This is a genomic window from Xylanibacter brevis ATCC 19188, assembly GCF_000621725.1.
In the GTDB taxonomy this organism is placed as follows: Bacteria; Bacteroidota; Bacteroidia; order Bacteroidales; family Bacteroidaceae; genus Prevotella; species Prevotella brevis.
Window position 1 is genome coordinate 90,142 of record NZ_JHXM01000010.1, and the last position, 22,428, is coordinate 112,569.

A 22,428-nucleotide genomic window follows, 5' to 3' on the forward strand; every position below is an offset into this window, starting at 1 on the left:
ACAACAATGAGACATAATAAGAAATTCAATCATCTCGGTCGTACTGCATCTCACCGCAGTGCCATGCTTGCTAACATGGCTATCTCGCTGATCATGCACAAAAGAATCACTACGACCGTGGCTAAGGCTAAGGCCCTCAAGAAGTATGTTGAGCCCCTTGTAACTAAGGCAAAGGAGGATTCAACTAATTCTCGTCGTGTAGTATTCAGCTACCTTCAGAACAAGGACGCTATCAAGGAGCTTTTCTCTACGGTAGCTGAGAAGGTAGGCGATCGTCCCGGTGGTTACACCCGCATCATAAAGCTGGGTGCTCGTCAGGGTGACGCTGCTCAGATTTGCTTCATCGAGCTCGTAGACTTCGATCCAGAAATGGCAAAGACTGAGACCAAGAAGAAGACTACTCGTCGTTCACGCAAGGCTACTAAGGCTGAAGCTCCTGCACAGGAGGCTCCTGTTGCTGAGGAGGCTAAGGCTGAGGAAGCTCCTGCTGCTGAGGCACCTGCTGCTGAAGAGGCAAAGGCAGAGTAAGACTCCGTTAAACGAGTTTTATGATGTAAATATATTAAGTGCTCCCATCGTGAAGGTGGGGGCACTTTTTTTATTCCACTAATTATTTGAATTATGAGATTCGTTGTCTTCAGCATTCTTATTTATATATTTATACCATTTACATGTTTTGCCCAGGAGTCTAAGGCGCAGACTCCCGAGAGCTATTATTTAATAGGATGGCTCAACAATTGGGATCAACAAAACAAGGATTATCCCTTTGTTTTGCAAGATGATGGTGTGACTTGGAAGATAACGGTCTCCTGTAATACGGATGATGGTTGGTTTAAGATAGTACCTTCTTCTGCTTTTGGACGGAGTGATTTCTGGAAGAATCTTTTATGTGCTCCCTATGATGGCTGCCAGGAGCTGTCGGGAGAAATGGTCGTAGATGGCGGAGCTTGGTATCTGGCGCGTACTTCAGGTACTTATACCATAGAAATAGTCCCGTCTGAGTTCCGTTATCATATTACCTTGAATGAGTCAATAGCGCAATCCTTCTCCGGTACATTACCAGTTCTGTATATCAATACCGAGAATCCTGTTGACTCCAAGGATAACTATGTTCATGGCTCTTGTTTCTTGAATGTTCCAAACGGTAGCGCGTATAGCCCGTTGGGCAGTGAAGAAGCTCCATTGTCGTTATGGATTAAAGGACGTGGAAACTATACATGGTCTGCCTTTGAGAAAAAGCCATATCGACTAAAGTTTGAAGAGAAAGTGACACCCATGGGTTTGACCCAAAGCCGTCATTTTGTATTGATGGCCAATGCAGATGACGACTATGCAACGCTACGCAATACAGTCGGCTTTGAACTGAGTCGCCTTATGGGGCTTGACTATACCCCTTCTCAGCGTCCCGTAGAATTGGTCCTCAATGGCGATTACAAGGGACTATATATGCTTACAGAAAAGATTCGTGTTGCCCATGATAGAGTGAATATTGTGGAGCAAGACAATCGTGAAACTGATCCTTATAACATCACAGGTGGTTGGCTGATAGAGATTGACAACTACGATGATGATCAACAAATACGTTTCTGTGAGTCTAATGGTGAAATGCTTCGTTTCACATACCACTCTCCTGATACACTTTCAGAAGAGCAATATGACTATCTGTCCGATTGCCTGAAAGCTACAGATGCCGCCATCTATCAGACAGATAAGAGTTCTACGGAATGGGAGGAAAAAATAGATATGGACGTCCTTGCACGTTATTACATTGTTCAAGAAATCATGGATGATTGTGAGTCGTTTCATGGCAGTTGTTTTATCAGTAAGGACAGAGGCTTTGACAGTAAACTAAAGTTTGGTCCAGTATGGGACTTCGGTAATGCCTTCCGTCGTGATCATCTGCGTTTTATTTATGATAAGCCCAGCTTCTCGCAGAGCTGGATAGGGGAGATAGCCCGTTATCCTCGTTTCCAAGAACGTGTAAAACAACTATGGTGGCATTTCTTGTCCGTTAATTACTCACAAGTAGATACCTATATTGATGAGTTTATTAATCAGATAGCAGAAGCCAGCCAGTGTGATGGTATTCGCTGGCCACAGTATAAACAAGATAACATCAACGGAAGAAAAGATAGTTTCAAGTGGAATTTGAGTCGCAAAGTCCAGTTCCTCACAGAGCAATGGGGCGCCTATGATACAGGTATCAAACAAAGCACAGACAACCATGCGCAGGAAGAGTGGTTCACTCTCGACGGTCGTCAGTTAGGAGAAAGACCTGTTAAATCAGGAATCTATCTTTATAAGGGTAGGAAAGTGGTGGTTAAATAACTATTTTCGCGGTTGCTTTCTTGGCTTCTTTCCACATTGGAAAGTGCTGGTCCATCAGAGCATAGAAACGAGGCCCATGGTTAGCTTCCTTCAGATGAGCCAACTCGTGAACCACCACATGCTCTATGCACCAGTCTGGCAGCAACAAAAGATATAAACTGAAGCAAATTTGTTTTGTGCGTGGATTACACATACCCCAGCGTGAGGTGGTGGCTTTGTATATAATCTCGGAGGGTTTTACGCCCATTTTAGGGGCGTGGTAGGCCAATAAGGGGCTTACCTTGGTGTCTAGCCGCTTAACGGCTTCGGAGCGCTCAGATCGCTTCTTTAGGGGTAGTTGTGCGTAAAACTGTTTTCGTTTCTGCTCTGCCTCCATTTTTTTCTTGTGTGCTTTCTCTATCCAGTTACGGTGTTGCTCGATGAATTGTTCTATTTTTGTGCGTGACAGGAGTCGTGGAGCAGAAACATGCACATCGCCATTCTTGACGATGCGCATGGATAGTCGGCTTGTTTGTCGGTATGTTACAACAATCTTCATTCTTAGAACTTCACGCTTCGTGAGCCATCGGCATTCTCTTCGATGGTGACACGCACGGCGTCTTCAGGTAGTACCTCTTCGATGAGTTCTGGCCATTCTATAAAGCATAGACTACCACTGTAGAAGTATTCTTCGTAGCCCATGTCATATACCTCTTCCAGTTTTTTAATTCTGTAAAAGTCGAAGTGGAACAGACTATTGTCTATACCCTCTATGGGTTGTGAAATGCTGTATTCGTTGACGATGGCGAATGTAGGAGAGGTGATGACGTCTTCTACGCCTAGTTCTTCGCAGATAGCTTTTATGAAGGTCGTCTTTCCGGCTCCCATTTTTCCGTAGAAGGCAAACACGCGGTGTTCGCCCAGATTATTGATAAATTCGCGTGCCGCGTTGCGAATTGTTTCGATGCTTTCAATCTTTATTTCCATATTGCATTATCTTTTTTTCTATTGCATTATCTTTTCTTTCCTATTGCATTATCTTTATTTCCATATTGCATTATCTTTATTTCCATATTGCATTATCTTTTTTTCCTATTGCATTATCTTTTCTTTCCTATTGCATTATCTTTTCTTCGATACTGCATTATCTTTTCTTTCCCGTCATTGTGATGAGTGGGATAATCATTTCCTCCATTGAGATGCCTCCATGCTGGAATGTATCTCTGTAGTATGACACATAATAGTTATAATTGTTTGGATAGGCAAAGAACGCATCGCTGGTGGCAAATACGTAGCTTGTCGAAAGGTTGGGTGAGGGCAACTGCGCCTTTTCCGGTTCCTTGATGACGAACAGCTCCTTAGAGTCGTACGAGAGGTTCTTTCCCAGTTTATAGCGCAGGTTGGTGTTCGTGTTGCGATCGCCCACAATCTTCACCGGTTTTGTGCAACGGATGCTGCCGTGGTCGGTGGTCACAATCACCTTGTAGTCCGTCTGTGCCAGCCATTTAAAGAATTCAGCAATCACCGAGTGGCGGAACCATGATAGTGTGATGCTGCGGTAGGCCGACTCGCTGTTAGCCAGTTCACGTACCATTCTCGATTCCGTTCTGGCATGACTCAGCATGTCGATAAAGTTGAATACCACCACGTTCAGCTGGTTTTTGTCCAGTGTGTTCAACTGTTGCATAAACCTCTCAGCCTCTGCCGATGTATTGATTTTATGGTATGAGAACGCCTCGTGCCTGCGATAGCGCTCCAACTGCGTCTGTATCAGTGGTCCCTCGTTCAGGTTCTTGCCCTCCTCCTCGTCTTCGTCCACCCACAGGTCTGGGAACATCTTTGCAATCTTGTTGGGCATCAGTCCGCTAAAGATAGCATTACGTGCATATTGTGTAGCCGTGGGCAGTATCGACGAATACACATTCTCGTCAATGTCAAACTGGTCGCCAATCTCCTGTGCCAGCATGCGCCATTGGTCATATCGAAAGTTGTCGAGCACCACCATGAAGACCTTCTCTTTCTGGTCGAGTAGGGGGAACACACATTCTTTGAAGATGCGATGCGACATCAGCGGCGCAGGCTTATTGTCCGTGATCCAGTCCATGTAGTTCTTCTTCACGAACTTCGAGAATCCCAGGTTAGCCTCCTCTTTCTGCATGGCCAGCATCTCAGACATCTGCGAGTCCGTGCTGCTTAGCTGCAGTTCCCAGTGCACCAGTCGTTTATACACCTCCACCCAGTCGTTCCAAGTGTTACAGTCCATGATTTGCATGGCAATCTGTTGAAACTGCTGCTGATACTGACTCTGAGTCACCTCCGTCTCGATCTCGCGTCGGTGAATATTTTTTTTCAGTGTCAGCAGAATCTGGTTGGGGTTCACCGGTTTTATCAGGTAGTCGGCAATCTTTTGTCCGATGGCCTGGTTCATGATGTTCTCCTCTTCGCTTTTGGTAACCATCACTACAGGAGTTGCGGGTGCAATCTCTTTGATGCGTTGCAGTGTCTCCAGCCCTGATAGTCCCGGCATCTGTTCGTCCAGAATCACCAGGTCAAACGAGCGCTCTTCGCACAAGTCTATGGCATCAGTACCATTCGATACCGTTGTCACCTCGTATCCTTTTTTCTCGAGAAAGATGATATAGGCCTTCAGCAGCTCCATCTCATCATCCACCCATAGCAGTTGTCCGTTTGTCATATCGTTACCATAAGTCTTCTAGTTCAAACTCATCGTCATCGCCGCTGTCCTCCTCCTGTTTAGAGGTTGGCTCGTCCTCAGCATCTATCACAGGCTGCTCGTAGTCTGGCTGCTGCAGCAGATCCTCGTTGGAGATGGGCAGTGGCAAGAACGTCTTCTCGTAGAACTCGTCGTAGTCCTTGTAGCTATAGCGCGTGCCTATCAGCGCCAGGTTATGCTCGCTGATCACCAGCGTGCGACATCGTTTCAGCATCTTGCCCATGGCCTCGGCAGCGTGCAGCTGTCTGGCATATTGCAGCGCCTCGTCGAAGTTCAGGAAGCCCCGTATCATCATGCGGTTGATGCCGTTGTCACGTTCAATCTCCATGTCAAAGTTGCGCACCATGAAGTTAGAGAAGTTAAACCGTGCCATCTCAAACAGCAGCTGGTTCTCTCCCGAAGTCGCGCGTCCTTCTGTTGAGTGCTCATTCAGCGAATCAGGCTGATAAACCAAGATGAAGAGGAACGGCATGTTGCGCTCAGCCGATAGCGTGTCGGCAGCCACCGAGTCGTTGCTTGCCGTGATGTCGCGTCTCGACCATATATCGTCCAGGTCGAACTTGCCGCCATGCAGCGTTCTTCCCTCCTGCACGCCTTTGACGATCATGCCCGCCATCTCCGACACCTCGCTCTGCGGATATTTCTCCACCACCGTCTTCAGGTTCTCCACACAGCCTTTGGCGTCGCCCTGGTTCAGTAGGCTCAGTCCGTTGATGAACAAGAACTTAGCCCTGTTCTCACCCAGTGGGAACCGTTCTGCCGACAGTTTGGCGTTGGCCTGAATCATCTCGTGCTTGTTGGCTTTGAAAGCCTCGTACGTGGCGCCATAGATAGAGTCCTCCAGATGTTCGCCAAAGCGAGCGTTCTCCTCGAAGTACGGGTCGCTCAGCAAGATGGTCCATTCGCTTTCCGGATAGTCAGCCTGCATGCGAGCCAGACAGTTGTTGGCCATCAGTGTGTCGCCCCTCAGCGAGTATAGCAAGAACAAATGATACCAAGCCTGGTCGTTCTGCTCGTATTCAGGGTATTGCGATGTCAGTCTCAGCAACTGCTTCTCCGATAGCTTCAGGTTCTCCAGTTTATCCTTGAAGATGATGCCCGAGTTAAACAGTCCGTCCATGATGGTCGCATTGCTCTCCGCCAGTTGGTCCTCGGTGAAAGGTATCTGTGCCAAGTAGTATTCGCGGTTGTGTGGGTCGTTGGCCAGTGTGTCGTTCTCCGCCGTGTCGGTCTCGTTGCTCACCTCGTTGTTCTCCTCGTTCTCCGCCGTGTTCAGGCTGTCGGTCGTCTCCTCGCCGTTGGCCTCCCCCTGTAGGTTCACCACCGTCTTGTTCGCGCGCTGCCAGTCGTCCACGTTCTCACGCTTGCCCCATTGTCGCTGGAACTGCTGTTTACCCTGGTTCACCGCCATCTGGTTGTAGAAGTACCACTTGCCGTCTCTCGACGTCGTGTTGTTCTGCTGTGGCGTCGTGTTGCGTGTGTTACGTCCGTTGGTGGCGCTGATGCTCTGTTGCAACTTGTTCACCTGGGCCTCCAGCGCCTTGTCGCGTTCCTCCTTTTCCTTTTTCTTCAGTGCGTCTATCACGCGGTCGATGGCAGCCAGTCGCTCCTTCTCGGGCAGTTTTGCCAGCACCTGCAGCGAGTCCTGCAGATACACCGCATCCGTGTGGGGCACCAGTTCGTCCAGCACCTTCGAGCGGTGAGCCAGTTCCTCGTAGTCGTCGCGATCCTTGTCCAGCAGACCTATGGCCTCGCCATAGCAACGCTGCGCATCGTTGTATTTCTCCTTGATCCAGTACAGGTCGCCCAATTTCAGTAGCAGCACACCCTTCTCTATACCGCTGCGCGTCGCCTTCTCGTTGCCTTTCTCATAGGCCCCGATAGCCTTGGCCGTGTCGTTCTGCATCAGGTAGATGTTGCCGATGGCGTAATACACCTGGTCCAGGTAGTCCTTGTTATTGTCAGATGCCGCCATACGCTTCAGTCGGCTAATCATCTTCTTCGCATTTCCCTTGGCCATCACCTCGGTCTGTGCTATCCGTGCGTTGAACTCCAGTTCGTAGGGTGGGTTCAGTCTTACCACCTTCTGGTAGGCCTTGTACGACAGCTCCTTGTGGTTCAGCGCCGCCTCCACCTGTCCTGTCAGGTACCATATGCGTGCCTTCTGCGCTGTGCGCTTCTCGTGCTTGGCCGTCTTGTGCAGGTAGGGCAGTGCCTTTTCCAGTTCGCCGTTCTTCAGGTAGAAGTCGGCCATTGTGGCGTCCCATGTCTTCTGCGCCTTGTAGTGGATGCTGTCGCGGTTCATGTTTCTGATCACGTCCTCGGCATCGTACAGCCAGTCCAGTTCGGTGTAGCAGCGTGCCAGCCAGGCGCGTGCCATGCCGTTGATAGCCGGCTGCCCCTGATACAGGCGGCTGACGTACGAGAAGGTGGCGGCCGCCTCGTCGAAGGCCCCCTTCTGAAACTGTGCCTGTCCCATCAGCATCCAAGCCTTCCACAGGAACGGGTTGTATTCGCCGCGCGACAACCATTCCCTGTCGCGTGCCGTTTTTTTCCTGGTCTTGTTCCACACCGGCTTCGCCTTGATAGAGTGCAGTTTGATGGTCTTCTCCATCTTCTCTATCGTGCGGTCGTACTTTCCTTTTCCCAGGTCACGGCTTTTCTTATTGCCCACCACGTAGAGGGGCAACATCTCCGTGAAGTTGTCCTTGTTGCCCTTTTCTTTCTCCTCGTCGCCCTCTATGTAGGCCAGCGAGCCGTTGTAGTAAGTGTTGTATTTGGCTGTGAAAGAATGCCAGAAGCGGCTATTCCCCGTATTTTTTTGCGTAGAGCAAGCTGTCATCAGCAGGAAGCTGATGACGCTACCTATACCTATATATAATAATCTACGCATCTAAAAGAAAAACTCCTAAACGGCCGTTTTATTGCCCTCGCGGCGTTTTTTCTCTTCCATCAGGCAGGCTATCTTGCAGTCGCCCGATGCTTTGCTGCTGCATGTGGCACAGTCCTCGCCCTCCACTACGGGCGCGTCGGTGCCGCCTTTCGTCAGCATTGACGACAGTGCTGCCACAATGCCCAGCACTGCCAGTGAGATGAAACAAATTAGTGCAAACTGCATATTCTTTTATTACTTGTTGATTGTGAATCCATTTTTCTCCAGATCATCCCAGAACATGGGGTACGACTTGCTCACCACCTGCGGGTTGTTGATGCTGATAGGTATGCGGAAGGCCATTGGCGCAAAGGCCAGTGCCATGCGGTGATCCTCGTAGGTGTCTATGGTGTAGGACGCGTTGCCGTTGGCTGTAGGCTGTCGCTTGCCGTCCCACATCAGTTCGCTGTCGTTGATGCTCTTCAGTTCGATGCCCATCTTCCTCATCTCAGTCTGCAGCGCCGCTATGCGGTCGGTCTCCTTGATCTTCAGTGTCTGCAGTCCTGTGAAGTGGAAGGGCACGCCCAGTGCGCAACACGTGCACACGAACGTCTGCGCCAGGTCGGGCATGTTCACAAAGTCATATTCTAGTCTGGGCACGTGGCGTCCGCTCTTCTTCAGCGTCACCGTGGTGGGCACGCCCGGCTCTTTCGTCTCGAAGATGGTCTTCACGCCCAGCAGGCTAAACAGATAGCGCACGCCCGAGTCGCCCTGCTTCGAACCGTCCATCAGTCCGCTCAGTTTCACCTCGGCCTCCTCGTCCTTGCTCAGCGCCACCATCTCGTACCAGTAGCTGGCGCCGCTCCAGTCGTTCTCTATCAGGTAGGGGCGTGCCACGTAGGGCTTAGGCTGCACGGTGATGGTGTCTATCGACGTCCATTCGGCGTCAGCGCCAAACTCGCGCATGGTCCACAGCGTCAGGTCTATGTAGGGGCGCGAGATGATCTCGCCCGTCAGTCGCAGTGTCAGTCCTTTCTTCAGCACCGGGCCTATCATCAGCAGGGCCGAGGTGTATTGCGACGACATGTTACCGGCTATCTCCAGCTCGCCACCCTCCAACTGCTGTCCGCAGATTCTCAGTGGCGGAAAACCGTTCTCCCCCTCATATTCAATGTTGGCACCCAGATGTCTCAGCGCGTCCACCAGCAGTTTGATGGGGCGGTGCTTCATGCGGTCGGTGCCCGTGATGACGTGTTCGCCGTGCTCCGTGGCCGACAGGAATGCCGTCATGAATCTCATGGCCGTGCCGGCCGCTTTGATGTCGATGACGTGAGGCATCTGTTCCAGTGCGCGTACAATCACCTCCGTGTCGTCGCAGTCGCTCAGGTTGTCGGGCAGTGTGTCGCCGCCGGTCAGTGCGTGTATGATGAGTGCACGATTAGAAATGCTCTTCGAGGCAGGCAGTTTGATGGTCGCCTGCAGCCTCTCTGGTGCTATGATATTATAAGTCTCCATAATTGACGGCAAAGTTACAAAATAAATGTCATAATGCTACTGTCACCCCTTAATAATTAAAGTTTTTTGGAAAAACGTGAAAAAGATGCAGAAAAATTTGGTGGTTTCGGAAAAAGTCAGTACCTTTGCATCCGCAATTCGAAAGAAGCGCATCATGATCGGGATTTAGCGCAGTTGGTAGCGCACACGTCTGGGGGGCGCGAGGTCGCTGGTTCGAGTCCAGTAATCCCGACCAAAGAGAATCCAAATTACTGTTTCAGTAGTTTGGATTTTTTTTGTGTCTTGTGGGAGTTCCCTCCTCCTGGCCTCCCCAGGGGGGGGGGATGGCATAAAAGAAGGTCGAGCGGGTGTTAGCCGTTCGACCTTCTTTTATTATTATGATGGTATGCTTACCAGATCAGTTCACCTTTGTAGAAATACACAATCGAGATGCGATAGCGAGGCTCGTTGTCGCTGGGGCTGCAAAGCTCGCCTGTCTTTCCGTCCATATACTGCAGTTGCTTCTGAAACAGCAGGTTGCGCTTGATATCCCTCACCCAGAACGTAGAGTCGGGGTTGGTGCGCATGGATGCTTCCTCTAGCAGGTTCAGTAGTTTAGGATTCTCGCGCAGAATGCTCAAGGCCTCCTCTAGTTCGTTGCTTGAGACGTAGGGGTAGCCATAGTAAACACTGCTGTAGAACTGAGCGTCGATATCGTCTTTGCTGAATGGCTCACCAGCGCAAAAACGTATATGCTTGGGCGTTGTCTTGCCAAGCACCTTCAGTAGTATGCCATGCTCGTTGGCGCTCTCTTCGCGTATGCACAGATAGCGAGAGTTTACATACTGTTTATATGTGGTTTTGCCGCTTTTCTTCAAGATTCGCTCTTGTTTTCGGAGCACGGCAACTTCTCCTAAAGTCCAGTTGTTTGTATTTGATCCCATCTTATCGTGTGTAAATTATGTTATCTTTTATAAGTCTTGAGGTTTCTTCACTACTTCATTTTCCATTGTTTTGGTTTCTTCACTACTTCATTTTCCATTGTTTTAAAGATTTCGACATAATGCCGGTTCTTTTCGACAGTTTAAGATATGTTATAGTTGTAATTCCTCGCAAAGGTAAATAATTTGTTCGAAATTACCAAATTTCTGACAATAAAATTAAATAATTATTAAATAATTGAGTATTTTTCCATCCATTATAGTGCTACTTCGGCTGCGTAAAACGGCTGCTTCCTGCGCCTCGTAGTGGCGCTTTTGCTCCCTCATAGTGGCACTTTCGTCCCCTCATAGTGGCACTTTCGTCCCCTCATAGTGGCACTTTTGTTTTTGGTCCAGAGTCTGGAAAGTACATTTCTAGAGTCTAGATAAGGTCATTCTAGAGTCTGGATCGGGTCAATCTAGAGTCTAGAATGGTGTAGTCTAGAGTCTAGATCGGGATCAAAAGTTACGCTATTGCAAGTCAAAACCATAAGTATTAGGATGCAATAGCGCCACTATTGCGTTGCAGAAGCGCCACTTTTGTGCTGCCACGCCGCTAGAAAGATGCTGCCACGCCGCCCCGGTGGCCTGCCGTTAGTATTTCTGCAGGAAGGCCACGAGGTTGTCGCCCTGGTCCAGAGCCAGTTTTTTGCGCAGTCGGTAGCGGGCGGTCTCGATGCTGCGCTCGCTGCAGTTCATGAGCGAGGCAATCTCTTTCGACGACAGGTTCATGCGCAGGTAGGCGCACAACTTGCGGTCGTTCATCTTCAGGTCGGGGAATTGTTCGGTGAGCTTCTGCATGAAGTTGTCGTAGACCAGGTTGAAGTTCTCTTCAAACTTCTGCCAGTTGGAGTCGTCGCTCATGTTCATGTCTATACCTCGTCTGATGTCCTTGATGCGTTTCTGAATGGCCGGTTTCGCCTCGTCGTGCTTCACGCCCTCCGATAGTTCAAACATCGACTGGTCTATCTCCTGCAGCATCTCGTTCTTGCGCACCAGGTTGATGGTCGAGTCGGCCAGTTGGCTGGCTTTGTGTTTCAGTTGTATGTTCAGCTGTTCGTTGCGCAGCAGTGCCAGCTCTTTCTCCTGTTGGGCCTGCTGTATCTGGAACTCGCGTTCCTGTTCGCGCAGTTGTCGCTCCTGTTCCTTCTTCACGCGGCGCAGTTTGTCGTTGTAGCGCGCCTTCTGATACTTAGCCAACGCATAGACTGTCAGTCCCAGCAGTATTATATATATAAGGTAAGCCCACCACGTCTCATACCATGCCGGCAGAATCTCGATGCGCTGCTGGAACTCGTCCTCCTGTCCGGTCAGTCGGTTCAGTGCCTTGACGTGGAAGGTGTAGATGCCCTTAGGCAGGTGTTTGTACTCCTTGTTGTTCACCACCTGTGGCGAGCTCCACGCCTTGTCGTAGCCCTCCAGCCAGTAGGAGTAGGCCACAGCCTGCGGGTCGCGGTATTCGGGCATGATAAACTCTATGCGCAGCGAGTTCTGACCGTGGGCCACCCGCAGTGGCTGTTGCTCCTTCTGCGGGAAGTACATGTACACCAGCGAGTCGCCCTCGTTGGTGCTGTAGATGCGTCTCACGTAAACCTTCGACTCGTACTTCATGGGGTGCTCGTCGTGGAAGGCCACGTAGAAGCCGTCCAGACCGTTGAAGATGGTCTGGCGCTCCAGGAAGCTCGGGTCGCCCATCGACATCTGCAGGTTGTCTATCATGCCGTTGTACGACACGTTGTCCACCACGTAGCCCTTGCCCTTGCGCTGTGCCAGAGCCATGAAGCCCACGGTGTAGGCCCAGAGGTCGCCTTCGGGCGTCTCGTAGATGGTCAGCGGGCTTCCATACTTGTTGAATATGCTGCTGATGTCCTTGTTCAGTTCCAGTTGTCGCCGCTTGGCATCGTACTGATGCAGTCCGTCCACCGACGAGACGTACACCCTGTTCTTGATCCTGCAGATTGTGTTGAGGTTGTCCACCAGCAGGCCGTTGCCCTCGTGGAAGTACTCCACCTGTTCCGCCTTCAGCAGGTCGCTGCTCAGGCGGAAGTGATAGATGCCCTTCTGCCAGTGCGACACCCAGATGCTGCCATCGCTGTCCTCCAGTATCTTTCCGCTGATCTCCGGAAAGCCCTTCAGGCGGTGGGTCAGCGTGACGCGAGCCCCCGTTTGGCTCAAGATGAAGAATCCCTCGTAGTCGCATCCCAGCAGATAGCCCGGATGATGCCTCAGTGGCACCACCTGCAGTGTGCCCAGCGCCCCCTTGATACGCTGCGACTTCCCCTTGTCTATGACGAAAGCCCCGTGGTCGGTGCCGCAGATCAGGTAGCCGTCGGCGGGCGTCAGGCACCACACCTGTCCGTTCATGCCGTCCACCAGTCTCACCTCCTCCTGTGTCGGTCCGTTCTTCAGCGGGTAGCCCGCCACGAAGAGGCCCTGGCTGGTGCCCAGGTATAGCCTGTCGTCCATCAGTGCCGAGGCGCATCCCGAGCCAATATGATTGTTCAGCAGTTTGTAGTAGCTGCCCGAAGTCAGCGCATAGGCGATGCCGTTGTTCAGTCCCATCCAGATGTTGTGCTGGCGGTCAAAGCCTATGGCCAGCACCGTGTTCTCCTCCAGTCCGTGAGCGCTGTTCACGTAGTCGGTGCGTCCCGTCTGCAGATTTCTCAGCACCAGTCCGTTGCGGATGGTGCCAATGGCCAGCGTCTCGTCGAGGATGGCCGCACAGAATATCTGGTTTTTCTTCAGAAAAGAGCTGATGTCCAGTTCAAAAGCCACCGTCCGCTGCTCCCTTGGCAGATAGAGAAACAGTCCGTCCTCCTCGGTGGCCAGCAGGTAGTTGCCGTGATAGGGCAGGGCAGAGCGAACGTTCTTGCCGTAGAGCGGTTCCAAGCCTTTCAGTTCTACGAGCTGCTGCCCCTGATAGCTGTAGGCCTTCTCGTTGCACACAATCAGGATGCCCCTTTCGTCGGTGGCCATCGACTCGATGCGATGAGGCACCCTCACCACCTTCATCTTGTCTTTAAAGTCCCACAGCAGGATAGATGTCTTGTTCTGAAACACCGCATAGCCCCTCCAGCGGCAGATGTTCCACACCTCCACCTCGTTGAGGTCCTGGTTGCTCAGCAAGTGTTTCAAGCTGTGATACACCAGCTTATTCTCCCGGCTACTGCCCTGAAAGTAACCCAGTTCCTTGGTGCCTCCCACCAGGATGCGGTTCTCCTCCTGGTCGAAAAACACCGCGCGCACGTCGCTATAGTTGCCGTTCGGATACACGTTCCACTGTCCCCCGTCGAAGGTGAGCAGGCCCAGCGCGTTGCCAAAGAGCATGCGCCCGTCGGCTCCCTGCGCGATGCTCCAGTTCTGGGTGCCAGCATGATAGGCGTGGCGGTCAAAGTTGCGCAAAGTGAGGTGCTGAGCTCCGAGCGGTGAGGGCGCTAAAAGCATGCAGAATGTCAGTAGCAATGAAAACACAGTTCTCATGTCGTATGGTTTTAAGTTATTGGTTGCCGCAAAGTTACAATAAATAATATAATGTGGCACCTTTTTTCTTTCTTTTTTGTGCTGAGGTGCATTTTTTTGCGTATTTTATAAAAAACGCCCATTCCTTCGGTATTTTTCCACCATTGGCAATAGCTAAAAAAGCAAAAAAGTGAGTTTTTTATGTGGCGCTTTTTTTGTAATGATGTCCGATTCAGCCTATCTTTGCATCCAGATTTTCGAATCAATAACCAAAAACCAAAAGTAATAATGAATAAACAACTATTTACCTTAGCGCTACTGATGCTACCTCTATTGATGGCAGCTCAAAGCATCAAACTGCAAGGAACGGTAGTAGATGATCAAGACGGCGAACCGCTGATTGGCGTCACTGTCATGATTACCGGTACCCAGCAAGCCACCGTCACCGACCTTGATGGCCACTTCTCGCTTTCGGCTACGAAGGCAGGCGCCCTCTCGTTCTCTTATATTGGTTATAAGAGCGTGCAGCGCGCGTTCAGCAAGTCGGCTACGATCAATGTGCGCATGGCCAGCGATTCCAAGATGCTCGACGAGGTGGTGGCCATCGGCTATGGCACCATGAAGAAGAGCGACCTGACCGGTTCGGTGGCCACGGTCAACACCGACCAGATGAAGAAGGTGCCAGCCGTCAGCATAGACCAGGCCCTGCAGGGACGTGCTGCTGGCGTGTCGGTGAACCTGAACTCCGGTCAGCCCGGCTCGGGTGCCACCGTCCGCATCCGTGGTATCGGCACCGTCAATGATGCCAACCCCATCTATGTGGTCGATGGCGTCATCACCGACAATATCGCCTTCCTCTCTCCCAACGATATCGCCTCTATGGAAGTGCTGAAAGACGCCTCGTCCACCGCCATCTATGGTTCGCGCGGTGCCAACGGCGTCATCCTGGTCACCACCAAGAACGGCACGGGCAAGACCGGTCATAGCGAGATCACCTACGACGGCTACTACGGATGGCAAAGCGCCACCAAGATGCTCGACGTGATGAAGTCCAAGGATTTTCTCGAGACGCAGCTCTCGATGACGGGTGTGGCCCGCTCTAAGCACAACTATTATTATAATAACGGCTTCAATGCCTTCATCAATCGCTATGTGACCTCCACCAGCGAATACTTTCCCGCCGTGCTGGGTTGGGATGCAGCCCATCCCGACGCCGGTTTCGACTATTCGGCTGTGGACACCGACTGGCAGAGCGAAGTGTTCCGTTCTGGCGCAGCCATGCAAAACCACCACGTGTCTATCGATGGCGCTACGGACAAGAGCACCTATTCCATCAGTGGCAGCTACTACGACCAGGACGGCACCATCATCGGCAGCGACTATCAGCGCTACACCCTGCGCGTGAACACCTCGTTCCAGATGAAGCCCTGGTTGAAGGTCGGCGAGAACGCCACCTATATGACCAGCCACGGTCGCACCGTGATGAACAACAATGCCTCGGCAGGAGCTTCCATCATCTCGGCAGCGCTGGCCATGGCGCCATGGGATCCCACCCACTATCCAGCAGGTTCGCTCACCCGCAAGGGCAAGGACCTGAGCGGTGAGATTGCCGCCGGCAGCAACTTCAAGAACGTCACCAACCCCTTCTCCATGGTCGAGCATTCGCATCCTAAGAATGTCAACGAGCGCTTCGTCACCAATCTCTATGCCGAGATCACGCCGTTCAAGGGCCTCACCTTCCGCACTGACGTCAGCGCCGACATGACCTGGAACCGCGGCCGTGGCTATGGCGAGAAGTATCAGCACTCCGACTACGACTACTCCACAAAGGACGGCGTCTCGTCTAGCATCTATCGCTATAGCTCTGTGATCTGGAACAACATCCTGACCTATGCCAACAAGATTCAGGACCACAACTTCTCCATCATGGCCGGTCAGACGGGCGAGGAGTATAACATGTATGGCCTGTCGGCATCGGGCAACTACGTGCAGGATGGCAGCAACCAGAACCACTGGTACATCAACTACACCGACCAGGCCACCCGTCTGGCAGGCGACGACGTCAGTCGCTCACGCCGCTTCTCCTGGCTGGGTCGCGTGTTCTATAGCTATAAGGACCGCTACCTCTTCACCTTTAATGTGCGTGCCGACGGCACCAATAAGTTCCCTGAGAACAAGTGGGGCTACTTCCCCTCGCTGGCTCTGGGCTGGCGTGCCAGCGAAGAGAACTTCCTGAAAAAGGTGGACTGCCTGGACAACATGAAGGTGCGCTTCGGATGGGGCCGCATCGGCAACGACAAGATTGGCAATGACGCCTTCAACCAGACCGTTCAGACCACAGCCCCCACGTTTGTGAGCTATGTGCTGGGCCAGACCCAGGCGCTGACCGGGGGTGCCACCGTCATCACCTGGAAGAACCAGGGTGGCCGCTGGGAACTGACCGAGACCAGGAACCTGGGTGTTGACTTCAGTCTGTGGAACAAGAAGCTCTATGGTAGCATCGAAGGCTTCATCCGCGACACCAAGGACATGCTGCTCACGGTGAAAGGTCCAGCCTGGATTGGCAACCTTTATGACGCACAAGCCAATGTCGGCAAGGTGCGCAATCAGGGCGTGGAGATCCAGTTAGGCCATTTCAACAGCATTGGCAAACTGAACTATTCTGTCGATGCCAACGTGTCGTTCATCAAGAACGAGCTCTCTTCGCTGAATGGTGGCGACATCGTGCGCAATGGCGATGGCATCCGCATCTGCGACCAGGGCTATCCCCTCTACACCTTCATGGGCTACAAGTACCTGGGCGTCTATCAGACCGATGAGGAGGCAGCCACAGCCATGTGGGGCTATGGTGCAGCCCAGCCCTATCATGCAGGCGATGCCAAATACGAAGATGTGGCGGGACCTGACGGACAGCCCGACGGCAAGATCGACGAGTATGACAAGGTGGACATAGGCAATCCCTTCCCCACGGTGACCTATGGTCTCAACCTCACGGCCGACTATCAGGGCTTCGACTTCTCCATGTTCTTCGCCGGTCAGGCAGGCAACAAGATCTATAACGACATGCGCCGCCGACTGGAAGGCACAGGCACAGAGTGTGCTTTGGCCGACTATATGGGCAGTGTGTGGCACAATGTCTATGACGACAATGGCAACATCATCGGTCAGGAAGGCAGCATCCCCAACCCCTACAACTCTATCAATAGCGCCATCTCCGACCGCTTCGTTGAGAACGGCAGCTTCCTTCGCCTGAAGAATATCCAGTTGGGCTACTCGCTGCCCAAGAACCTCATCGCGAAGGCCGGCATCAGCCGACTGAGAATCTATGCTTCTTGCAGCAACCTCTTTACCATTACCAGCTATAAAGGCTACGACCCCGAGGTGGGCAGTGGCGTGGACTATGGCAACTATCCCCAGGCTCGCACGTTCCTCATGGGTGCACAGCTGACTTTCTAAATACAAGCGTAAGATCAATAAAGCATATACATCATGAACACCAAATACTTTAAATATCTCTTCATGGGGCTTTCCGTGGCCTCGCTGACCGGTTGTAATGATTGGCTCGAAGAAGAAACACCAGGCATCACACGCCTTGACGACTATTTCAACACGGGGTCGCAGTCGGCTGCCGAGAGTATCGTCAACGCAGCCTACACCCCATTGCAGTGGGACTTCGGTTCTACCTATTGCGCGGAGTGGTTCATTGGCGACATTGCTTCCGACGATGCGCTGAAGGGCGGTCAGAACATTGCCGATGGTGGCGACTATTACGACATCGATAATTTCAAGGTGCAGGCCGACAACGACATGCTGCTGAACTACTGGCGCGCCCAGTGGACTGGCATCTCGCGTGCCAACCTGGCCATTAATAAACTGCCAGAGCTGAAGGCCGACGACCTGACCGAAGCGCTGCGCACTCGCCTGTTGGCCGAGGCTCACTTCCTGCGCGCCTTCTATTATTTCCGTCTAGTACGCGTCTTTGGCGGCATGCCCATCGTGGACTATATCGTTGACAGCAGCAACAAGTGGTATCCCGTACGTGCCAGTGTTGACGACTGCTATGACTTCATCGTGGCCGACCTCGAGGAAGCCGAGAAAGGCCTGGCCTTGAAGAGCGCCATGGGGCCCGACGGCCTGGGCCGTGCCACCAAAGGTGCCGCACAGGCCATGCTGATGAAGGTGGCACTCTATCGCAAAGACTATCCCACGGCCAAGTCGTGGGGTGAGAAAGTGGTCAAGTCGGGCGAGTATGACCTGTTTGGCGACTATTACGACAACTTCACCTTGCCTGGCGAGAATGGCATCGAGAGCGTCTTCGAGATCCAGTATATGGAAGACGATATGAGCGACTATGGCGGTTTTGGTTTCACCCGTGGCACCTTCACGCAGATCCTGACACGTTCACGCTCCAACAATCTCGGTGGCGGCTGGGGCTTCAATCGTCCCACGCAGAACCTCTACGACGAGTATGAGCCTGCCGACCCCCGTCGCGAGATGACCATCCTCACACCCTCACCTGCCGACATGACCAACGAGGCCGAAGAGACCTATTGCGGCAATACGTACATCTCGAAGAAGCAGGGCTGGTACAACAAGGACAACACCTTCTCGGCATTGGCCCACCATTCGCGTGGTCCGCTCAACAACCGTCAGATTCGTTTCTCCGACGTGTTGCTGATGTATGCTGAGGCTTTGACCGAGGTAGGCACGGCTGCCGACCTGGCCACCGCCAAGACCCTGCTCAACAGGGTTCGCTCGCGTGTGGGTCTGGCTCCCTTCCCCTATAGCGCCACCATCCAAAAGACCACCAAGACCTTTACCGACACCCAAGCCGACCTCCGTGCAGCCATCCGCCACGAGCGTCGTGTGGAGCTGGGCATGGAAGGCCACCGCTGGTTCGACCTCGTGCGCTGGGGCATTGCCAAGCAGACCATGGATGCCTATATCGCTCAGGAGAACGACGAGGCCAAACAGCAGTGGGGCACCTTTGTGGAAGGCAAGAACGAAGTGTTCCCCATTCCCACCCAGGAACTACAGCTGGGCAAGCTCACCCAAAATCCGAATTATTAATCCATTAGCTATATTAATAACTTAAAATCAAAAACTATTATGAAGAAATTTTATCTGATGGCAGCCGCAGTGCTGTGTGGTATCTCAGCAATGGCACAGGAAGTATCTGTTACTATGGCAGAAGAACATCCTTTCACGTTCTCAACCAATGAGTCGTATGTCAGCATCTACCTGGGCGAAGAGACTCAGAAATCCAACATTCCTGACGACAACTACATCTATATCGGTCCTGACGAGAATGCAGGTCGCAACCTCTGGATATGGGAAAACACCTTCAATGGTATTACGGCCAGCGACTTGAACTCTTTTGGTGTTCCCGGTGAGTATATGGCTATGGAGGTAGGTAATGTGGGCTGGAGCGGACTCGGCTACAATATTGCCGCCGCCAATCCTATCGACCTCAGCTATATCGACAGCAACTGGTCGTTACATTTCGCCGTTAAGATGACCTCTACACAGACCGTTAGCTTCCAGCTGACCGATGGCAACGGAAAAGAAGCCAAGATTGTGCTTGGTAAGGACCCCATCGATGGCGTACAGCCTGTAGCCGACTTCCCCCGCGACGGTGAGTGGTACAACATCGATATTCCCATGACCTGGTTCGAGGATAAAGCTGAGTTTACGTTTGCCGACGCTTCTGCTTATGCCGACAAGAACTACTTCGTACTGCTGGCCGGCGGCGTTCAGGGCACCGTTGTCAACTACGATGCTGTGTTCTTCCATGGACCCAAGGTTGCCAATGGCATCAGCACGGTGAAGACCAGCAAGAAGGCTGCTGATGGTTTCTATAACCTGAACGGTCAGCGTATAGCTAAGCGCAAGGGACTGGTTATCACCAAGTGTGGCGACAAAGTAAAGAAAATGTTTGTAAAGTAACAACACATGAGGAAGACATTCGTCATTATTACTGTTTGGATGCTTGGTGCTGTGCTGGGCCTGCAGGCTCAGCGCAGCTACAAGCGAGGCTTTGGCGAGAATAATCTGGGCTATATTCAGGATCTGAGCGCCCTGGCACAAGGTTGCACGTGGTGGTATAACTGGGGCGGTGCCTCCAACAATACCCACGAGAACTACCTTGCTGCGGGCGGGCAGATGGAGTTCACCCCGATGGCATGGAACGGCAACTACAATGTTGACAACTTGCGTGCGTACTATCAGAGTCATCCGCAAGACAAGTTCCTGCTGGGCTTCAACGAGCCCAACTTCCGGGCGCAGGCCAACATGACACCGGCGCAGGCCGCCGAGAAGTGGGTCGCCCTGGAGCAGTTGGCCGAGGAGCTCGACCTGAAGCTGGTGGCACCTGCCCTGAACTATCCCGACGGTGCCATCAACGATGGCGTGACCTATCAACCCAAAGCATGGATGGATGGCTTCATCAAGGCTTACAAGGAGCAAAACGACGGTCGTGAGCCTCGCATCGACTTCATGGCGCTTCACTGCTACATGGACAATCCGCAGGCGATGATCGGTTTTGTGGAGGATTTTGCCAAGACCTATGGAAAGAAAGTGTGGCTCACGGAGTTCTGCGCATGGGAAAACAAAAGCCTGACGGCTGAGACCCAGCAGCAGACCATGGTCCAGAAGCTGGTGCTGCTGGAGCGCAGCCAGTGGGTGGAACGCTATGCTTGGTTTAAAGCGCGCAATGGCAACAGCTATCCTTACTATAACTTGGTGGAATATCCCAATGTTTCTAAGCAGATTCCTGCAGGCACGCTCACCAAACTGGGCTTTGCCTATGTTCATATGTCGGCATGCGACACGCTGAAGTTCTACAAGCCTGGCGACACCATCCCGGTCAACGCCTTTGTGGATGCATCCAACCTGAAAGACATCCAGTGGGGCCTTGATCCGCTGACGCGCGACAGCGTGGAGGTGGGCATGGGGGCCAGCGTGTCGTTGACCTATCAGATTGAAGTGCCCGAGGACGGACAGTATCAGTTGCTCCTTCGTGCCGCTCGTGCCGAGGGTAGTGCCACGTTGACACCGCGTCTCAATATCCTCGATGGCGACGGCCAGGTGCTGGTCAGCAAGTATGTGATGGAACCGGGAGAGACGGCTCTGACCTACGTACCCTACGTCTTCGACCTCCAGTTGAAGGCCGGTCGTCAAACCATCACCCTGCAGAAAGACAATGCCCGCGCTTGCAACCTGTCGCTCATCCGACTGGAAAAGGCCTTCAGCGCTGACGACCCCGACCTGAAGCAGGCCACGGGCCTGCCCAGAGGTAGCCAGGTGTCGGCCATTCAGGGCACCCGCCCTCAGGCGTCCGCCGGTATCCGCTATTACGACTTGAAAGGTCAGCAGGTGCGTGCACCCAGGAAAAGCGGACTGTATGTGGTCCGCACAGAAACAGGAACCAAGAAAATTTTCACTAAATAGATGAAACAACTTATTATGATGATGACGCTGGCAGCTGCTGTCACCGCAAGTGCACAGGCCGGCCAGGAGATGACAGACGATTACCAGTTGGTGTGGAGCGATGAGTTCAACGGCACCAGTCTCGACGAACGCGCATGGAACGTCGAGGTGAACGGCAATGGTGGCGGAAACCAGGAACTGCAGTACTACACGCGTGATAACGTCACCATCGAGACCGAGCCCACCAGCGGTGCCAGTTGTCTGACGCTGACGGCTGCTCGCAAGAACTACCGCGGCAAATCGTTTGTGTCGGGGCGCCTGAACACTCAAAACAAACTGTTCTTCACCTACGGCCGTGTGGAGGCACGCATCATGCTGCCGAAGACAGCCAACGGTCTGTGGCCCGCATTCTGGATGTTGGGCAACGACTTTCAGCAGGTGGGATGGCCACGCTGCGGCGAGGTGGATATCCTGGAGATGGGCGATGGCACCGGCATCAGTCAGCAGAAACAGGAATACCGCTTCAACGGTGCCTGCCATTGGGGCTACTACAATGGTCAGGGGCAGTATCCCAATTATGCCCGCAGTTCGAATGCCCCCTACAGTCTGCAAGATGGCGAGTTCCATTTGTTCACCGCCGTCTGGGACGAACATAAGATTCGCATGTATCTCGATCTGGACCGCAACCCGGATGCCTCACCTTATTATGAGATAGGCGTGGAAAGCTTCGAGGACGACTGGGGCACGGGGCATTACTTCAACAAGGACTTCTTCATAGTCTTTGACCTGGCGGTGGGTGGCCTCTATACAGGCATACTCGAGCCCAATAAGATCACGGCCTTGCCGAATAGCGGCGATGAAGCAAAGATGTATATAGACTATGTGCGGGTCTATCAGAAGAACGACAACTCGTCGTTTATCACCGTACCGGAAGGATACAGCACACGCATCTCGGAAGTAGCCCCAGGCTGCACTTCCGAGGTGTCTGCCGTTTTTGACCTGATGGGCCGCCAGCTCAGTCGCCTGCCCAAGCATCGCATCTGTCTGGTGCGCACCGACAAGGGCGTTGTCAAGGTGATGACCAAGTAGTAGGGGCAGATAAAAAATGCAATACCATAAAACCATTCTATATTTATTAATCACTAACAGTAAGA

At 52.4% G+C, this 22,428-nt stretch carries 15 protein-coding genes and 1 tRNA gene; 8 read left to right on the forward strand and 8 right to left on the reverse strand.

Features of this window, described 5'->3' with window-relative positions; all coding sequences use genetic code 11:
- The first annotated feature begins 6 nt into the window (after nt 1–6).
- Complete coding sequence (rplQ, locus tag T433_RS0106855; protein ID WP_027448998.1) at nt 7–528, forward strand: 50S ribosomal protein L17; 522 nt, start codon at nt 7–9, stop codon at nt 526–528.
- A gap of 93 nt (nt 529–621) precedes the next feature.
- Nucleotides 622–2,328 (forward strand): CotH kinase family protein, encoded by a 1,707-nt coding sequence (locus tag T433_RS0106860; protein ID WP_027455308.1) that lies wholly within the window; start codon nt 622–624, stop codon nt 2,326–2,328.
- Here T433_RS0106860 and T433_RS15885 read toward each other — a convergent pair.
- The 6 genes from T433_RS15885 to T433_RS0106890 all read right to left on the reverse strand — a co-directional run bounded on the left by T433_RS15885 (nt 2,321) and on the right by T433_RS0106890 (nt 9,428).
- Nucleotides 2,321–2,866 (reverse strand): M48 family metallopeptidase, encoded by a 546-nt coding sequence (locus T433_RS15885; protein WP_081778403.1) that lies wholly within the window; start codon nt 2,864–2,866, stop codon nt 2,321–2,323. The two genes, T433_RS0106860 and T433_RS15885, sit on opposite strands and share 8 nt — an antisense overlap.
- 2 nt (nt 2,867–2,868) lie before the next feature.
- Nucleotides 2,869–3,294, reverse strand: a complete 426-nt coding sequence (tsaE, locus tag T433_RS0106870; RefSeq protein ID WP_027449001.1) for a tRNA (adenosine(37)-N6)-threonylcarbamoyltransferase complex ATPase subunit type 1 TsaE — start codon at nt 3,292–3,294, stop codon at nt 2,869–2,871.
- A 157-nt stretch (nt 3,295–3,451) separates the two neighbouring features.
- Nucleotides 3,452–5,002: a T9SS response regulator signal transducer PorX gene (porX, locus tag T433_RS0106875; RefSeq protein ID WP_027449002.1), complete on the reverse strand. Its 1,551-nt coding sequence runs from the start codon at nt 5,000–5,002 to the stop codon at nt 3,452–3,454.
- A 4-nt stretch (nt 5,003–5,006) separates the two neighbouring features.
- The gene (gene porW, locus T433_RS14875; RefSeq protein ID WP_052357027.1) at nt 5,007–7,934 is read right to left on the reverse strand and encodes a type IX secretion system periplasmic lipoprotein PorW/SprE; all 2,928 of its coding nucleotides are present in this window, start codon (nt 7,932–7,934) and stop codon (nt 5,007–5,009) included.
- 15 nt (nt 7,935–7,949) lie between these two features.
- A complete protein-coding gene (locus T433_RS0106885) occupies nt 7,950–8,159 on the reverse strand; it encodes a hypothetical protein (RefSeq protein ID WP_027455309.1) in 210 nt (69 codons plus the stop codon).
- Between the two features lie 9 nt (nt 8,160–8,168).
- The gene (locus T433_RS0106890) at nt 8,169–9,428 is read right to left on the reverse strand and encodes a 3-phosphoshikimate 1-carboxyvinyltransferase (protein WP_027455310.1); all 1,260 of its coding nucleotides are present in this window, start codon (nt 9,426–9,428) and stop codon (nt 8,169–8,171) included.
- Nucleotides 9,429–9,587: 159 nt separating this feature from the next.
- Here T433_RS0106890 and T433_RS0106895 point away from each other — a divergent pair.
- Nucleotides 9,588–9,663 (forward strand) — tRNA-Pro (locus tag T433_RS0106895).
- A 154-nt stretch (nt 9,664–9,817) separates the two neighbouring features.
- Here T433_RS0106895 and T433_RS0106900 read toward each other — a convergent pair.
- Together T433_RS0106900 and T433_RS0106905 are read right to left on the reverse strand one after the other, a co-directional pair.
- Nucleotides 9,818–10,351 (reverse strand): hypothetical protein, encoded by a 534-nt coding sequence (locus T433_RS0106900; RefSeq protein ID WP_027455311.1) that lies wholly within the window; start codon nt 10,349–10,351, stop codon nt 9,818–9,820.
- Nucleotides 10,352–10,981: 630 nt separating this feature from the next.
- On the reverse strand, nt 10,982–13,867 hold the full coding sequence (locus T433_RS0106905) for a triple tyrosine motif-containing protein (protein ID WP_081778404.1): 2,886 nt from the start codon (nt 13,865–13,867) through the stop codon (nt 10,982–10,984).
- A 267-nt stretch (nt 13,868–14,134) separates the two neighbouring features.
- Between T433_RS0106905 and T433_RS0106910 the strand changes: the two genes are divergently transcribed.
- Genes T433_RS0106910 through T433_RS14885 form a run of 5 tightly spaced genes read left to right on the forward strand, consistent with a single transcriptional unit; the run spans nt 14,135 to nt 22,363 of the window.
- Complete coding sequence (locus T433_RS0106910; RefSeq protein ID WP_162164185.1) at nt 14,135–17,302, forward strand: SusC/RagA family TonB-linked outer membrane protein; 3,168 nt, start codon at nt 14,135–14,137, stop codon at nt 17,300–17,302.
- A 33-nt stretch (nt 17,303–17,335) separates the two neighbouring features.
- The gene (locus T433_RS0106915; protein WP_027455314.1) at nt 17,336–18,916 is read left to right on the forward strand and encodes a RagB/SusD family nutrient uptake outer membrane protein; all 1,581 of its coding nucleotides are present in this window, start codon (nt 17,336–17,338) and stop codon (nt 18,914–18,916) included.
- A gap of 39 nt (nt 18,917–18,955) precedes the next feature.
- Nucleotides 18,956–19,792, forward strand: a complete 837-nt coding sequence (locus tag T433_RS0106920) for a hypothetical protein (RefSeq protein WP_027455315.1) — start codon at nt 18,956–18,958, stop codon at nt 19,790–19,792.
- Nucleotides 19,793–19,798: 6 nt separating this feature from the next.
- On the forward strand, nt 19,799–21,295 hold the full coding sequence (locus tag T433_RS15890; RefSeq protein WP_081778406.1) for a glycosyl hydrolase: 1,497 nt from the start codon (nt 19,799–19,801) through the stop codon (nt 21,293–21,295).
- On the forward strand, nt 21,296–22,363 hold the full coding sequence (locus T433_RS14885; RefSeq protein ID WP_052357029.1) for a glycoside hydrolase family 16 protein: 1,068 nt from the start codon (nt 21,296–21,298) through the stop codon (nt 22,361–22,363).
- Nucleotides 22,364–22,428 lie beyond the last annotated feature (65 nt).

What these genes read in the sequence shown, in the direction of transcription:
- rplQ (WP_027448998.1), top strand. Translation starts at nt 7, where the DNA reads ATGAGACATAATAAGAAATTCAATCATCTCGGTCGTACTGCATCTCAC.
- T433_RS0106860 (WP_027455308.1), top strand. Translation starts at nt 622, where the DNA reads ATGAGATTCGTTGTCTTCAGCATTCTTATTTATATATTTATACCATTT.
- T433_RS15885 (WP_081778403.1), bottom strand. Translation starts at nt 2,866, where the DNA reads ATGAAGATTGTTGTAACATACCGACAAACAAGCCGACTATCCATGCGC.
- tsaE (WP_027449001.1), bottom strand. Translation starts at nt 3,294, where the DNA reads ATGGAAATAAAGATTGAAAGCATCGAAACAATTCGCAACGCGGCACGC.
- porX (WP_027449002.1), bottom strand. Translation starts at nt 5,002, where the DNA reads ATGACAAACGGACAACTGCTATGGGTGGATGATGAGATGGAGCTGCTG.
- porW (WP_052357027.1), bottom strand. Translation starts at nt 7,934, where the DNA reads ATGCGTAGATTATTATATATAGGTATAGGTAGCGTCATCAGCTTCCTG.
- T433_RS0106885 (WP_027455309.1), bottom strand. Translation starts at nt 8,159, where the DNA reads ATGCAGTTTGCACTAATTTGTTTCATCTCACTGGCAGTGCTGGGCATT.
- T433_RS0106890 (WP_027455310.1), bottom strand. Translation starts at nt 9,428, where the DNA reads ATGGAGACTTATAATATCATAGCACCAGAGAGGCTGCAGGCGACCATC.
- T433_RS0106900 (WP_027455311.1), bottom strand. Translation starts at nt 10,351, where the DNA reads ATGGGATCAAATACAAACAACTGGACTTTAGGAGAAGTTGCCGTGCTC.
- T433_RS0106905 (WP_081778404.1), bottom strand. Translation starts at nt 13,867, where the DNA reads ATGAGAACTGTGTTTTCATTGCTACTGACATTCTGCATGCTTTTAGCG.
- T433_RS0106910 (WP_162164185.1), top strand. Translation starts at nt 14,135, where the DNA reads ATGAATAAACAACTATTTACCTTAGCGCTACTGATGCTACCTCTATTG.
- T433_RS0106915 (WP_027455314.1), top strand. Translation starts at nt 17,336, where the DNA reads ATGAACACCAAATACTTTAAATATCTCTTCATGGGGCTTTCCGTGGCC.
- T433_RS0106920 (WP_027455315.1), top strand. Translation starts at nt 18,956, where the DNA reads ATGAAGAAATTTTATCTGATGGCAGCCGCAGTGCTGTGTGGTATCTCA.
- T433_RS15890 (WP_081778406.1), top strand. Translation starts at nt 19,799, where the DNA reads ATGAGGAAGACATTCGTCATTATTACTGTTTGGATGCTTGGTGCTGTG.
- T433_RS14885 (WP_052357029.1), top strand. Translation starts at nt 21,296, where the DNA reads ATGAAACAACTTATTATGATGATGACGCTGGCAGCTGCTGTCACCGCA.